The following is a 14481-nucleotide window of genomic DNA, read 5'->3' as shown; positions in this document are numbered from 1 at the left end:
CGCAGGGGTAGGCCGGGGGGACGGACGGGCGATGGCGGCGGGCGCGGGCGGCGTGCCAGGCTCGCGGGCGTGCGGAGACTGCGCGGTTCGCCGCTGACCGACCCGGCGCTGGCGGCGCTGCTGACGCTCTTCGCCCTCGTGCCGCTAGTGCGCGCCGGGGAGGCGCTGCCCGGGCTCGTGCTCGCCGCGCTCAGCGTCGCACCGGTCGCGGTGCGCCAGCGGGTGCCGGTGCTCTCGGCGGTCGTGGTGCTGGCCGCGCTGGCGGCCCACCAGCTCGTCATCGGCACCTTCCCCGGCAGCGGTCTGGGCGTGGTCGTGGCGATGTTCACCGTCGCCACCCTGCGCTCGCGCCGGGTCGCCGCCGCGCTGTTCGCCGCCGCGGTCGCCGTCGTCGGGCTGGGCGGCCTCGCGGGCGCCGACGTGGCGCTCGGCTGGTTCGACCTCGGGCAGGCCGCCCTCGTCCTCGCGGGGGCGTGGGCGCTCGGGGAGAGCACCCGCCGCTGGGCGCTGCGCACGCAGGCGCTGGCCGCGCAGTCCGCCCGCGCGGTCGCCGCCGAGCGCCGCCGCATCGCCCGCGAGCTGCACGACGTCGTGGGCCACCACCTGTCGGTGACCGCGCTGCAGGCCGGGCTCGCCGGGTACGTGCTCGACGACGACCCCGCCACGGCGAAGACGGCGATCGCGACGGTGGAGAGCACGACCCGCGAGGCGCTGGCGGAGATGCGCCGGCTGCTGGAGGTGCTGCGCGCCGACGACGACCCCGACGCCGACTACCTGCCCCAGCCCGGCCTGGCCGCGCTGCCCGAGCTCGCCGAGCGCACCCGCTCCGCCGGGATCGCCGTCGACGTGCGCACCAGCGGCACGTTCGACGACCTGAGCCCCGGGCAGGAGCTGTGCGCGTACCGGGTCGTGCAGGAGTCCCTGACCAACGTCATCAAGCACACCGCCACCGCGCCGGGCGCCGTGCACGCGCAGGTCCTCGTCGAGCGCCGCGACGGCACCCTGCACGTCGGCGTCCACGACGACGGCCCGGGGACCCCCGCGCCCGTGCGGGAGGGGCACGGCCTGCGCGGGATGCGCGAGCGCGCCGCCCTCTACGGCGGAACCCTCACCGCCGGCCCGCGCAAGGGTCGGGGTTTCGCCGTGGAACTGCGGCTGCCGCTGCGCGAGCTGGAGAACCTGCGGGAGCAGCGGTGAGCGTGCGCGTCCTCGTCGCCGACGACCAGGCCCTCGTGCGCGCCGGTCTCGTCGCGCTGCTGCGCGCCGCCCCCGGCACCGAGGTCGCCGGCGAGGCCGCCGACGGGCAGCAGGCCGTCGAGCTGACCGCCGCCACCCGCCCCGACGTGGTGCTCATGGACATCCGGATGCCGGTGCTCGACGGGATCGCCGCGACCCGGCGGATCCTGGCCGAGCGCTCTCCCGACGGCGACGCGGGCGGGGGGCCGCCGAAGGTCCTCGTGCTGACGACGTTCGACCTCGACGAGCACGTCTACGCCGCCCTGCGCGCCGGCGCCGCCGGGTTCCTGCTCAAGGAGACCCCGCCCGCGCGGATCATCGCCGCCGTCGAGGCTGTCGCCGCCGGGGACGTCCTGCTCACCCCCCGCATCACCCACCGCCTCGTCGAGGCCTTCCGCCCCGCGCGGGTGAACGGTTCCGCGGCCGTGGACGCCCTCACCGCGCGCGAGCGGGAGGTGCTCGTCCTCGTCGGGCAGGGGCTGGGCAACGCGGAGATCGCGGAGCGGTTCGTGCTCAGCGAGGCGACGGTGAAGACGCACGTGAAGCGGGTGATGGCCAAGCTGGGGCTGTCCAGCCGCGCGCAGGCGGTGGTGCTGGCCTACGAGAGCGGGCTCGTGGTGCCGGGGAGCGGTGCGGGTACCTGATTCCCGTGCCCGCCGATCGGCCGGGTCACGACGGGAGGTCCCAGTAGGCGTGCGGATCCCGCGGGGACTGACCGTTCCAGCGGATGACGCCCTGCTCCCGCATCTCGGCGAGCTTGCGGACGGCGGTCGGTCTCGTCCGCCCCATCACCTCCGCGAGGTCGCGCGTCGCCAGCCGCCCGGCCTCGCGCAGCGCGGCGACGACGAGCCGGGTCTCCTCCGGCAGCCGCTGGTCGCCGTGTGGGGTGAGCGCTTCGGCGGACAGCGTCAACCGGACGCTGCCCTCGGTCTGCTGGTAGAGGGGTGGTTGCAGGCCCGCGAGCCGCATCTCGTCGAACATGCGGCGAATTCCCTCGCCAAACTCCTGGCCGAAGTCCAGGTCGGCGCAGACCCGCGCGATGCGGGGGTTGCGCGCGAAGCGGTGGACGGACAGCGGGTCCCGCACGTCGGACAGCCCCGGGAAGCGGCCCGGGCTCTCGACCTCGATGCGGTCGTCGAAGACGTCGACGTGCACGTGGTCGCTCTGCAGGCTGTAGGAGCGGTGGACGACGGCGTTGACGACGCCTTCCAGCCAGGCATCCTCCGGCACCGCAGCGACGTCCTCGAAGCGGCCGGCCCTGCCCAGCGCCCGCCGGCGCGGCTGCACCTCGCGGACGTGCTCGAACACCGCGGGCAGGAGTCGCAGCAGGGACCCCTCGAACCGGCGGTCGGAGACCACCTGCTGACGTGCTCCGGTGCCGCGCTCGCGCCCGGCGAAGCGGGTCACCCGCACGTGGGCGTTCGGGAGCTCGCTCTCGGGGCTGCGCCCGAAGAGCAGCAGCCCGGCGATCGTGAGGTGCCCGTCCCGCGCCAGGCCGCGCGCTGCCAGCAGGCCCTGCCAGTGCGGGTGACCGACGTGCGCGGCGTACTCCTGCGCGGCCTCGGCGTCGACGGCTCCGGCGCTGTCGAGGGCGGTGGTGGTGAGCTCGGCCTCGAACCCGGCCTGTCGCTTGTCGAAGAAGAGCTCGCGGCGTTGCACGTGGGTCAGACGGCGCGTCTCGTCACCGAGCCGCAGGTACACGTCGTCCCGGGTCGTCGTGTGGACCTCGTCGCCGGGGTTGACGTCCACGAGGAGCAGGTGGTCGTCGCGACCGTCATCGGTGCGGCACGGCACGAGGCGCGTGTGGACGCGGGCCGGGGGCTGGACGTGCTGCACGTGCACCTGCTGCAGCTCATTGCGGTGCCGGGGATCCGCGTCCGTCCCCTCGACGCGCCCGTCGTGGAGACCGACGACGATCGTCCCGCCCTCGGCGTTGGCGAAGGCGACGACCGCCTGGCTGAGCTTGGGCGGGCTGATCCGAGCGCTCTTGCGCTCGAACCACTGGTCCTCCGGCAGCACTCCGAGCGCGCGACCGACCTCGTCGGGAGGCATCGCCAAGGCACGGTCGACGGCGAGACGCTGCATATATCTACTCTAACATTTTAAGAGTAGATATATGTAGCCGTCATGGGGCACGTGCCTGCGGGGAGCACGAGCCGGCGGCGGGCTGCGCCCGGCGGCAGCCGCTCACTGCTCCCTGCTCCGGAAGGCGCTGGGGCTGCACCCGTGCACGCTGCGGAACTGGCGGGAGAAGTAGAACGCGTCGGCGTACCCCACCGAGCGGGCGATCTCCCCGACCGGCAGCGAGGTGGTGATGAGCAGCTCGCAGGCGCGCGCCATCCGCAGCCGCTTGGCGTACTCGACCACCCCTCCCCCGGTCGCGGCGTGGAAGAGCGCGGCGAAGTGGGAGGCCGACAGCCCCGTCATCGCGGCCAGCGCGGTCACCGAGACGGGGGCCTCCAGGTGGGCCCGCAGGTGCTGCTGGACGCGGCGGACGGGTTCGCGGTGCACGGGGCTGCCGGCGAGGGCGTCGGCGGCCACGCCGGCCAGCACGTTCCACGCCGCGCCCGAGGCCCGCACGAGGGTGGGCGCCGTCTCGTCGGTCTCCAGGTGCTCGACGACGCGCTCCACCTCGCCCAGCACCGCCACCACGTCGTGCAGGTCGACGACGACCGCGCGCGGCCCTCCCCCGGTGAGGGTGCGCTCGAACTCGCGGGCGTCCGGCCCGGTCGCGTGCAGCCAGGCGATCGTCCATGGGTCGCTGTCCTCGGCGCCGTAGGCGTGCGGCAGCCCGGCGGGCACGACCAGCGCCTGCCCCGGACCGACGGCCACGGTCCCCGCGCCCGCCCGGCACCAGCCGCGACCGGCGGCGCAGACGATGACGACGGTGCCGCTCGCCCCCGCGCGTCGCGCACGACCGTGGTGCAGGGCACGGGGGAACCACCCGGCGTCGGTGACGAGCAGCCGCGAGGTCGGCCCGCCGGCCGAGGCGGCGCGCACGACGTCGGCGGGCAGGACGCGCAGCCGCTGGCCGGGGAAGCCCTCGCGGATCCGCACGAGCGGACGGTAGCCCTCGGCGCCGGGAGCCGGCCAGCGGATCGTCCAGGCCGGCGCGTCGGATCGTCCCTTCTCCCCGGCGGCGCGCGGACCTAGCGTCCCGCTCATGCTCAGTGCCGAGTCGACGATCGAGCTCCCGCCGCGCCCCGCGCAGCTCGCCGACGCCCCCGCAGCGGTGTGGAGCGCTCCGCTGACCCTGCCGACGTACCACCCGCTGCCGCCGGAGCGCTTCCCCGCCTACCTGGACCGGCGCGTGTACCAGGGCTCCTCGGGCCGGGTGTACCCGCTGCCGTTCCACCACGCGATCGCCGAGGAGGCGGTGCCGCACGCCTGGCAGGCGGTGCACCTGCAGAACGAGTGGCTGCACGTGGTGGTGCTGCCCGAGCTCGGCGGCCGCGTCCACGTGGTGCGCGACCTCGCCGGCGGCGAGGACCTCTTCTACGCCAACCCGGTCGTCAAACCGGCCCTCGTGGGGCTGGCGGGGCCGTGGATCGCGGGGGGCGTGGAGTTCAACTGGCCCCAGCACCACCGGCCGGCGACGTACCTGCCCACCGACTGGGCGGCGGAGGTGGAGGAGGACGGCGCCGTCGTCGTGCGCTGCTCCGACCACGACCCCTTCACCCGCATGCGGGGCGTGCACGCGCTGCGGCTGCGGCCGGGCAGCTCGGTGCTGGAGCTGGCGGTGCGCCTGTACAACCGCTCCGAGCTGCCGCAGTCGTTCCTGTGGTGGGCCAACGTCGCGGCCCGCGTCGACGACGACTACCAGTCCTTCTTCCCGCACGACGCGACGTTCGTCGCCGACCACGCCAAGCGCGCGGTGAGCGCCTACCCGCACGCCGACCGGCCCTACTACGGCGTCGACTACCCCTCCCGCGCCGGGCAGGTGCACCGCGCCGCCGACGGCACCGCCCTGACCGGCGACCGCCTGGACTGGTACCGCAACATCCCCGTGCCCACCTCGTACATGTGCCTGAGCAGCCGGGAGGACTTCTTCGGCGGCTACGACCACGCCACCGGCGTCGGGTTCGTCCACGTCGCCGACCACCAGGTCGCCGTCGGCAAGAAGCAGTGGACGTGGGGGAACTCCCCCTTCGGGCACGCCTGGGACGCGAACCTGTCCGACGACGGCGCGCACTACGTGGAGCTGATGGCGGGGGTGTTCACCGACAACCAGCCCGACTTCGCCCGGCTGGCCCCCGGGGAGACCAAGGTGTTCTCCCAGCACTGGTACCCGGTGCGCGCCACCGGCGCCGTCGACCGGGCCAGCCTGGACGCGGCGGTGAGCCTGGTGCGCGAGGGCGAGCGGGCCCGCCTGGCCGTCGTCGTCACCCGCCCACGGCGCGGGGTGCGGGTGGAGCTGCGCGCCGACGGGCGGCTGCTGGCCGCCGACGAGGTCGACCTGGACCCGGGGTCGGCGCACACCGCCGTGCACGACGTGCCCGCGGCGGCGCGGACGCTCGCGGTCACCGTCGTGCACGAGGGGCGGGTCCTGGTCGCCTGGGACACCGGCGAGGCCCGCACGGCCGGCGGTGCGGGAACCGCTGCAGGAGCTGAGGAACCGGCCAGCGCGAGCGAACCGCCCGCGCCGGGCCAGGTCGCGACGGTGGAGGAGCTGGCGCTGGTCGCCCAGCACCTGGAGCTGTACCGGCACGCCACCCGCTCGCCGGAGCCGTACTGGCGCGAGGCGCTGCGCCGCGACCCCGGGCACGCGCCCAGCCTGGTCGGGCTGGCGCTGCGGGCCTGCCGGGCGGCGCGCTGGAAGGAGGCGCAGGAGCTGCTGGAGCGGGCCGTGACCCGCCTCACCGCGCACCACCCCACGCCGGAGGACACGACCGCCCACCACCTGCTGGGGCTGGTGCTGGAGGCGCTGGGGCGCGAGGAGGAGGCTTACGAGCGGCACGGGCGCGCGTCCTGGTCGCGCTCCTGGCGCGCCGCCGCCGGGTACCGGATGGCCCGCCTGGACGCGCGGCGCGGGCGCACCGAGCAGGCGCTGCACCGCCTGGCGGACGTGCGCCGCACCGAGCCGGAGCACCTGCAGGCCGCCGCGCTGGAGGTCGTGTGCCTGCGCCGCCTGGGCCGCTCCGCGCAGGCCGCGCGGGTGCTGGCGCGGGCGCGGGCGCTGGACCCGCTGGACGCGTGGCTGCGCCACCTCGACGGGCTGCCCGCCAGCGCGGACGCGCAGACCTGCCTGGACGTCGCGCTGGAGCTGGCGGGGGCCGGGGAGGGCGAGGACGCGCTGGCCGTGCTCGAGCTGGCGCAGCAGCGGGAGGCGCACCGCCCGGCCGGGCAGAGCGCGGCGGGCCCGCTGCTCGGCTACCACCGCGCGGTGGTGCTGGAGTCCCTGGGGCGCGCGGCGCAGGCGGCGGCCGCCCGGGAGGCGGCGCGCGAGGCACCGGCGGCGTGGTGCTTCCCGGGCCGGGTGGCGGACGCGGCGGCGCTGGAGGCCGCCGGGGAGGACCCGCGGGCGCGGGCGCTGCGCGGGCACTGGCTGTACGCGGTGGGCCGGCACGCCGACGCAGCGGAGCAGTGGGCCGCCAGCGCGGCCGCCGACCCGAGCGACCCGGTCGTGCACCGCAACCTCGGCCTGGACCTGGTCAACCGCGGGCACGACCTGGCGGGGGCCAAGCGCGCCTACGAGCGGGCGCTGGCGCTGGCCCCGGACGACGCGCGGCTGCGCTTCGAGGCCGACCAGCTCGACGCGCTGCGCGGCACCGCGCCCGCGCAGCGGCTGGCGCGCTGGCTGGAGCGCTGGGACCTCGCGGAGCAGCGCCACGACGCCCTCGTGGAGGTCGCGCACCTGCTCGTCGGCGCCGGCCGCGCCGAGCGGGCGGTGCAGGTCCTCACCGGCCGCACGTTCCAGCCGTGGGAGGGCGGTGAGGGGCAGGCGCTGTCGGCGTGGGAGCGCGCCCGCACCCGCCTGGCGCTGGACGCGCTCGCCGCGGGGGACGCGGGCGGCGCCCTGGCCCACCTGCGGGCGGCGCTGGAGAGCCCCCGCTGCCTGGGCGAGGCCCGCCACCCGCTGGCCTCCACCGCGCAACTGCACCTGCTGCTGGGCGACGCGCACGCCGCCGCGGGCGAGGAGACCGCCGCCCGCGAGGCGTGGCGGGACGCGGCGGAGCAGCGCGGGGACTTCCTGGGGATGAGCGCGCAGGAGCACAGCGAGACGACCGCGTGGTCGGTGCTGGCGCTGCACCGCCTGGGCCGCTCCGGGGAGGGCCGCGCGCTGGCCGCCTCGCTGCGCGCCTTCCGGAACGCGTTCGCGGCGGCGGCGCCGTCGGTGGACTACTTCGCCACCTCGCTGCCGGACCTGCTGCTGTTCGAGGAGGACCCGCTGGCGGTGCGCGAGCGGCGCGTCGCGGTGCTCGACGCGCAGCTGGCCGTCCTCGACGGCGAGCCCGCCCGGGCCCGGCGGCTGCTCGCGGCCCCGCTGCTGGCCTCCTCGCGGCACGCGGCCGACCTGGCGCACGCCCTGTCCGTGCACGACCTGGTGCACGACCTGACGCACGACCTGTCGGCCGGGTCCCCCCGCCCGGCCACCGTCCCGCCCGCGCTCGTCGAGGAGGTCCCCTCGTGAAGACCCGCAACCTGCCGGCCGGTGCACCGGACAAGCTGCTCATCAGCCTGTGGGACTTCTCCTGGTACGTGCGCACCGGTCCCGGCGAGCCGTTCGAGGACCTGGACGCGGCGTTCGCGCAGGCCGTGGAGCGCGGGTACGGCGCGGTGCGCATCTGCGCGATGCCGTTCCTGCTGTTCCGCTCCGGCCTGGACACCGCAGCGCTGCGGCTGGGCCCGCTGGGCGGGCAGTACGGGCAGGGGGTGCGCTGGTACGACGTGGGCGCCGAGACGACGATCGACGCCCGCGCCCACACGCTGGAGTTCTTCCGCGCCGCGCAGCGGCACGGCGTCGGCGTCATCGTCTCCTCCTGGGAGTACCAGCAGTCCCCCTCGTTCGCGCTGGACCCCGCCTGGTACGAGGCGCTGCACGCCGTGGACCCCGAGCAGCGCGCCGAGGTGCTGGCCGACGCGCACGCGGACCTGCTGGACCTGCTGGCCGCCGAGGGCCTGGACGATGTCGTGCTGTTCACCGAGCTGCACAACGAGGTCCAGATCGGCTACCTCACCGACGGCCTCGGCGTGGGGCGCGGCGACGCGGCGGTGCCCGCGCTCACGCAGCGCCTGGAGCGCGGCATCCGACGCTTCAAGCAGCACCACCCCGAGCGGCCGTGCACGGTGAACTACGCGGGCGTCCCGGTCGCCGCGCTGAGCGCGGTGCCGCCGAGCGCCGACGTGCTCGTCGTCCACCCCTACGCCTACGGCAACCTGCAGGCCCTCGTCGACGAGTTCGGGCTGCGCGGCAGCGTCGGGGACTTCCCCGCCGAACGCGCCCGGGAGCTGCTGCGCCCGGGCGCACCGGCCATCGCGGACTGGACCCCCGGAGCGGAGAACGCGTGGAAGCTGCGGGCCACGATCGTCTCGCTGCCGGAGATCTACGTGCACGACTGGTGCGACCCGGCCGCCGTCGACCGGTGGCTGTACGAGCGCTGGGGCGAGCACCGCCTGGCCGTGGAGCAGAAGCTCTCGCTGTGGCTGCAGGTGGCCGCCGACTGGGCCGCGGCGAGCGGGATCCCGCTCGTGCTCGGCGAGGGCTACGTCGGCTACACCCCCAAGGACACCCGCTTCGAGGAGGGGTCGGTGGGCGCGCAGCTGTGCCGGCAGGTGGTGCGCGAGGCCCACGAGCTCGGCGTCTGGGGCGCGGTGGTGTGCTCCAACGCCGCACCGCAGCACGCCATGTGGGACGACGTCGCGCTGCAGCGCGAGTGCGCGGCCCTCTTCACCACCGGCTCCCCCGCGACCTCCTGACCTCCACCCGCGGGTCCCCACCTCCGGGTCCCCACCCGCGAGTCCCCTACCGACCAGTTCCCACCCGACCCGACCGCGTCGACGACGACGCAAGGAGGAACGAGATGACCAGCACGGGAACACCCCGCCCGGGCGCGACCAGCCGCCGGAGCCTGCTCACCGGCGCCGGGCTGGGCGCCGCCGGCCTGCTCACCGGCTGCGTCAGCAGCGGCGGCTCGGGCGGTTCCGGCGGCTCGGGCGGCGGCGGAGGAGGTGGCGGCGGTGTCGTCTTCCAGAACTCCATCCAGGACACCGCCCCCAAGGCCGCCCTCGAAGCGCTCGTCGACGCCTACGACGGCGAGGTGACGATGAACTCGGTGGCGACCGAGCAGTTCCGCGCCCAGCTGACGAACTACCTGCGCTCGTCCAACCCGCCGGACGTCATGAGCTGGTACGCGGGGTCGGTGGCGCGCAGCTACGCCTCCGAGGGCCTGCTGCTGGACGTCTCCAGCCTCTGGGAGGGCGACGGCGCCTGCGCCGGCTTTTCCGAGGCCCTGCGCAGCCTGTCCGCGGCCGAGGACGGGACGCAGATCTTCGTCCCGACGAACTACTACTGGTGGTCGGTCTTCTACAAGAAGTCGGCCTTCGAGAAGTGGGGCGTCACCCCGCCCACCACCTGGGACGAGTTCCTGGCCCTGTGCACCAACCTGTCCGGCCAGGGCGTCGTCCCGCTCGCCAACGGCATCGGCTCCACGCCGTGGATGGCCTCCGGCTGGTTCGACTACCTGGACCTGCGCGTCAACGGCGCCCAGTACCACCGCGAGCTGCTGGCCGGGGAGCACTCCTTCACCGACCCGGAGGTGGTGGAGGTGATGGAGCAGTACGAGCGGCTCATCCCCTTCTTCGACCCCGACATGGCCTCCTACTCCAACCAGGAGGCGACGGTGCCGATGGCGCAGGATCGCTCGGCGATGTACCTCATCGGCGCCTTCGTCACCCAGTACTTCCCCGAGGACCAGCGCGAGGACCTCGACTTCTTCTCCGTGCCGGTGATGGACCCCTCGATCCCCACCGCCGAGGAGGCGCCCACCGACGGCTACTTCGCCGCGGCCGGCACCGACGACCCCGACGCCACCCTGGCGTTCCTGTCCTACCTGGCCTCCCCCGAGCAGCAGCAGCTGTTCATCGAGCAGTCCGGCTCCTCCAACCTGCCGACGTCCCCGGACGTGGACACCTCCTCCTTCAGCCCGCTGGTGCAGAAGGGCGTCGAGCTGCTCAACTCCACCCAGGAGATCACCCAGTTCTTCAACCGCGACTCCTCGGACGCGCTGCAGGCGACGGCGGACACCGCGCTCACCCGCTTCCTCGCCGACCCGGGCTCGCGCGACGCCGTCCTGCAGGAGTGGCAGGCGGCCGCCGAGGGGGTCCGGGGCCAGTGACCACCGGTGACCTGACCACCGGCGACCTGACGGCGGGCGCCCCGGCCGGGCGGCGCGGGCGGCCGCGCTCGCCCGGCCCACCGCGCGGCCCCGCCCGCCCCGCACCGGCCCGCGCACCGCTGGGGGCCAGGCTGCGGCGGGTGCCGCTGCTGGTGTGGGTGTTCCTGCTCGTGCCGCTGGCGGTGGAGCTGTTCTGGGTGTTCTGGCCGGCGGCGAACTCCTTCTCGCTGTCGCTGCTGCGCTGGGACGGCATCACCCCCGCCGAGCCGGTGGGCCTGCAGAACTTCGCGGACCTGTGGTCGGACCCGATCTTCCGCACGGCGCTGCGCAACAACGTCGCCTGGGTCGTCGGCTTCGGCGGCCTGTCGGTGCTGGGCGGCCTGGCGCTGGCGGTGGCGCTCAACAAGCCCGGCCGCGGGGTGGGTCTGTACCGCAGCGCCATCTACCTGCCCATGGTGGTCTCCATGGCGGTGACGGGGCTGTTCTGGCGGGTCATGTACCAGCCGGCCGGCCCGGTGAACGCGGCGCTGGGCGGGCTGGGCCTGGAGGAGCTGCAGCGCCAGTGGCTGGCGGACCCGGACGTGGCGCTGGCCGCGATCCTCGTGGCGGCGGTGTGGCGCCAGGTCGGCTACATCATGGTGCTCTACCTGGCGGGGTTGAAGGGGTGCGACGCGACGCTGGAGGAGGCCGCCGCCGTCGACGGCGCCAACGCCTGGCAGCGGTTCTGGCGCATCGTCGTGCCGCAGCTGCGCGGGGTCAACACGGTGGTGTTCGCCGTCACGGTCATCGACTCGCTGCGCACCTTCGACATCGTGTGGGCGATGACGCGGGGCGGCCCGTACAACACGACGCAGCTGCTGAGCACCTACATGTTCCAGCAGGCGTTCACCGCGGGGAACCTCGGCTACGCCTCCGCGATCGCCGTCGTCATCTTCGTGCTGGCGGTCGGGTTCATCATCACCTACCTGGCCCGCCAGGCCCGCGCCGAGGAGGAGTCGTGACCACGGTCCCCGCCACCACCCCCACCCCCGGCACCTCGCTCGCCGGCGCCCCGCCCGCGGTGCGCCGGCCCCGCCGGGCGCGCTCGCCGTGGCTGCACGTCGTCATGGTCCCGCTGACGCTGCTGTGGCTGAGCCCGATCGTGTTCGTCGCGCTCATCGCGGTGCGCTCCTTCGACGACATCGCCTCCCGCGGCCTGGCCGCGCTGCCCGCCTCCTTCACCTGGGAGGGCCTGAGCACGGCCTTCACCGGCGGCAGCCTGCTGCGGGCGCTGGGCAACAGCGTCGTCGTCACCGCCTGCACGGTGCTGGCCTCGCTGCTGCTGTCCTCGTGGGCGGCGTACGCGCTCAGCCGCTTCGCGATCCCCGGCCGCAAGAGCCTGCTGCTGGTCATGCTGGCCGGCAACCTGCTGCCCCCGCAGGTGCTGCTGGTGCCGGTGGCCCGCATCAGCGAGTCCCTCGGGATCGCCGACACCCTCTTCGCCCTCGTCGCCGTGCAGGTCGGCTTCGGCATCGGCTTCTACACCTTCGTCCTGCACGGCTTCATGCGCTCGCTGCCCGAGGAGCTCTTCGAGGCCGCCCGCCTCGACGGCGCCGGAGCGGGGCGCATCTACCTGCGGATCGTGGTGCCGCTCAGCCGCCCCGCCACCGCGGCCCTCGCCGCGCTGGCGACGACGTGGATCTTCAACGACCTCATCTGGGCGCTGACGGTGCTGCGCAGCGAGTCGAAGTTCCCCGTCACCGCGGCGCTGCTGAACCTCATGGGCGGCTACTCCAGCTCGTGGAACGTCATCGCGGCGGCCTCGCTGGTCGCGGCCGTCCCCACGGCGCTCGTCTTCTTCCTCTTCCAGAAGCAGTTCGTCTCCGGCCTGCTCGTGGGCTCGAACAAGTGAGCACCGGGTGAGCGCTGCGCCCGGCGCGAGGGCCGGGCCGGAGCCGGCGCTGCTGCCCGAGCCGCTGGCCGTCGGCACCGACGAGGAGCACGGCGGGCGGTGGACGTCGCTGCGCACCCCGGGCCGCGAGTGGCTGTGGACCAACCCGCGCGTCGGTGCGGGCAAGCGCGCGGCGGTGCGCCCGGGGGAGGCGTTCGTCGACGCGGGCGGTGTGGAGGAGTGCTTCCCCGGGCTGCGCGGCGCGCCGGACCACGGCGAGGTCTGGTCGCGGCCGTGGACGGGCGAGGCGCCCGGGACCGCGTCGGTGCGCGCGGGCGCCCTGCTGCTGCGCCGGCGGCTGACCGCGCTGCCGGACGGGGGCGTCGGCGCCCGCTACGCGGTCGAGGGCCCGCCGGGGGCGCGCGTCCTGCACGCCGTGCACGCCCTGCTGGCCCTGTCCCCCGCCGCCCGCCTCCTCGTGCCCGCCGGGGCGGCCGTCACCGTCCTCGACGCGCCGGGCCCCGGCGCCCTCACGCGGACCACCTGGCCGGACGGCGCCGGCGTGCGGCTGGACCGGCTCGGCCCCGACGACGGCACCGCCCGCTGCGCGCTCGTCGCCACCGACCGGGTGGCGGTCGTCGACGGGCCGGACCGGCTGGCGCTGCGCTGGGAGCTGCTGCGCGGCGCCGGGCCGCTGTCCCTGGTGCTGTGGCGTAACCTCGGCGGCTGGCCCGCGGGCGCGCCGTACCGCTCGGTCGGGGTGGAACCGCTGCTCGGTGCGGCCGTCGACCTCGCCACCGCGGACGAGCAGCAGGTGGGCCGGCTGGACCCCGCGGGGCACCTGGGGTGGCGGGTGTCGGTGCGGGCCCGCACCGCGCGGGCGCGCCCCTGACGCCGGCCCGCCCCGGCGAGCGTCGTCCGGCACCGGCCACTGAATCGTGACAGGCTTGGCCCAGTGAGCGGCACCTTCGTCAGCGGCATGCGCACCCTCGCCCGCGGCGCCCGGGAGGAGCCCCGGCTCTTCACCACAGCCATCGTCGGCTCGGCCCTCTACGGCGCGGGCACCGCCGCGACCGGCTGGATGGTGGGGCGGGTCACCGACCGGGTCGTCGTCCCCGCCGTCACCGGCTCGGGGTCGGTGAGCACCGGCGAGGTGTGGCTGGCGGGCGCGACGCTCATGGCGGTGACGCTGGTGACCGTCGTCGGCATCCTCATCCGCCGCATCTGGGCGGGCGCCACGATGTACGCGCTGCAGGCCCGCTACCGCCGGCTGCTGACGCGCCGCTACCTGGAGCTGCCGCTGGCCTGGCACCACGCCCACCCCGCGGGCCGGCTGCTGGCGACGGCCAGCTCGGACGTGGAGGCCACCTGGCAGGCGATGGCGGTGCTGCCCTTCGCCCTCGGCGTCGTCGTCCTCATCGCCGTCGCCGGGGTGGCGATGGCCGAGGCGGACCCGGTGCTGGCCCTCGTGGGGCTGCTGGTGATCCCGGCGCTGCTGGCCGCGAACGTCGTCTACCAGCGGCGGATGTCCCCGCTGGTGACGCGCGTGCAGCAGCTGCGCGGGGAGGTGTCCGCGACCGCGCACGAGAGCTTCGAGGGCGCGCTGGTGGTGAAGACCCTCGGCCTCGCGGACGAGGAGGTCGAGCGCTTCACCGGCGACGCGAACCGGCTGCGGGACGCGAACGTGGCCGCCGGGCGCACCCGCGGCGCCTTCGACCCGCTCATCGACGCCCTGCCCGGCCTCGGCACCCTCGCCGTCCTCGTCGTCGGCACGGTCCGCGCGGCCAGCGGCGCCGTCGGGGTCGGTGACCTCGTGCAGATCGCCTACCTGCTGGGCCTGCTGGCCTTCCCGGTGCGCTCCTTCGGCTGGGTGCTCTCGGAGCTGCCGCGCGTGGTGGCCGGCGACGCGCGCGTGCAGTCGGTGCTGCGCGCGGACGCGACGACCCCGTGGGGCACCCGCGACCTGCCCGGCAGCACCGACGCGGACGCCGGCCCGCTGGCGGTGGCGACGTCCGGCCTCGGCTACCGCCACCCCGCCCC

The 14481-nt window shown here is 75.6% G+C and carries 11 protein-coding genes; 9 read left to right on the top strand and 2 right to left on the bottom strand.

Translation table 11 applies throughout. From position 1 onward, the window contains the following. Positions 1-69 precede the first annotated feature (69 nt). Together GTQ99_RS02135 and GTQ99_RS02130 are read left to right on the top strand one after the other, a co-directional pair. Positions 70-1197, top strand: a complete 1128-nt coding sequence (locus GTQ99_RS02135; protein ID WP_166614092.1) for a histidine kinase — start codon at positions 70-72, stop codon at positions 1195-1197. After that, a complete protein-coding gene (locus tag GTQ99_RS02130; protein WP_166614091.1) occupies positions 1194-1880 on the top strand; it encodes a response regulator in 687 nt (228 codons plus the stop codon). The genes GTQ99_RS02135 and GTQ99_RS02130 overlap by 4 nt, the downstream gene beginning before the upstream one ends. A gap of 25 nt (positions 1881-1905) precedes the next feature. Here the strand turns inward: GTQ99_RS02130 and GTQ99_RS02125 are convergent, their stop codons facing one another. Together GTQ99_RS02125 and GTQ99_RS02120 are read right to left on the bottom strand one after the other, a co-directional pair. Beyond that, complete coding sequence (locus GTQ99_RS02125) at positions 1906-3321, bottom strand: ATP-binding protein (RefSeq protein ID WP_166614090.1); 1416 nt, start codon at positions 3319-3321, stop codon at positions 1906-1908. Positions 3322-3423: 102 nt separating this feature from the next. Continuing rightward, positions 3424-4293 carry a helix-turn-helix domain-containing protein gene (locus tag GTQ99_RS02120; RefSeq protein ID WP_205706636.1) on the bottom strand — a complete coding sequence of 290 codons (870 nt, stop codon included), beginning with the start codon at positions 4291-4293 and terminating at the stop codon, positions 3424-3426. A gap of 106 nt (positions 4294-4399) precedes the next feature. On the opposite strand from GTQ99_RS02120, the gene GTQ99_RS02115 reads away from it, so the two are divergent. From GTQ99_RS02115 to GTQ99_RS02085, 7 genes are all read left to right on the top strand, one after another. Next, positions 4400-7867 (top strand): DUF5107 domain-containing protein, encoded by a 3468-nt coding sequence (locus GTQ99_RS02115; RefSeq protein ID WP_166614088.1) that lies wholly within the window; start codon positions 4400-4402, stop codon positions 7865-7867. Further along, the gene (locus GTQ99_RS02110; RefSeq protein ID WP_205706635.1) at positions 7864-9153 is read left to right on the top strand and encodes a cellulase-like family protein; all 1290 of its coding nucleotides are present in this window, start codon (positions 7864-7866) and stop codon (positions 9151-9153) included. Before GTQ99_RS02115 ends, GTQ99_RS02110 begins: the two co-directional genes overlap by 4 nt. A 104-nt stretch (positions 9154-9257) precedes the next feature. Next, a complete protein-coding gene (locus tag GTQ99_RS02105; RefSeq protein WP_166614087.1) occupies positions 9258-10571 on the top strand; it encodes an ABC transporter substrate-binding protein in 1314 nt (437 codons plus the stop codon). A 119-nt stretch (positions 10572-10690) separates the two neighbouring features. Further along, positions 10691-11572 (top strand): carbohydrate ABC transporter permease, encoded by an 882-nt coding sequence (locus tag GTQ99_RS26540; RefSeq protein WP_420814501.1) that lies wholly within the window; start codon positions 10691-10693, stop codon positions 11570-11572. A gap of 104 nt (positions 11573-11676) precedes the next feature. Beyond that, a complete protein-coding gene (locus tag GTQ99_RS02095; protein ID WP_166614107.1) occupies positions 11677-12462 on the top strand; it encodes a carbohydrate ABC transporter permease in 786 nt (261 codons plus the stop codon). A gap of 7 nt (positions 12463-12469) precedes the next feature. Further along, the gene (locus GTQ99_RS02090; protein ID WP_166614086.1) at positions 12470-13333 is read left to right on the top strand and encodes an aldose epimerase family protein; all 864 of its coding nucleotides are present in this window, start codon (positions 12470-12472) and stop codon (positions 13331-13333) included. Positions 13334-13396: 63 nt separating this feature from the next. Further along, positions 13397-14481 (top strand): ABC transporter transmembrane domain-containing protein (locus GTQ99_RS02085; protein WP_166614085.1); only part of this gene is annotated, 1085 nt, incomplete at its 3' end.

It is taken from the genome of Kineococcus vitellinus, from assembly GCF_009906315.1.
Taxonomy (GTDB): domain Bacteria; phylum Actinomycetota; class Actinomycetes; order Actinomycetales; family Kineococcaceae; genus Kineococcus; species Kineococcus vitellinus.
Note: the sequence above shows the minus strand (reverse complement) of the source record. Positions and strands in the feature narration are given on the sequence as shown.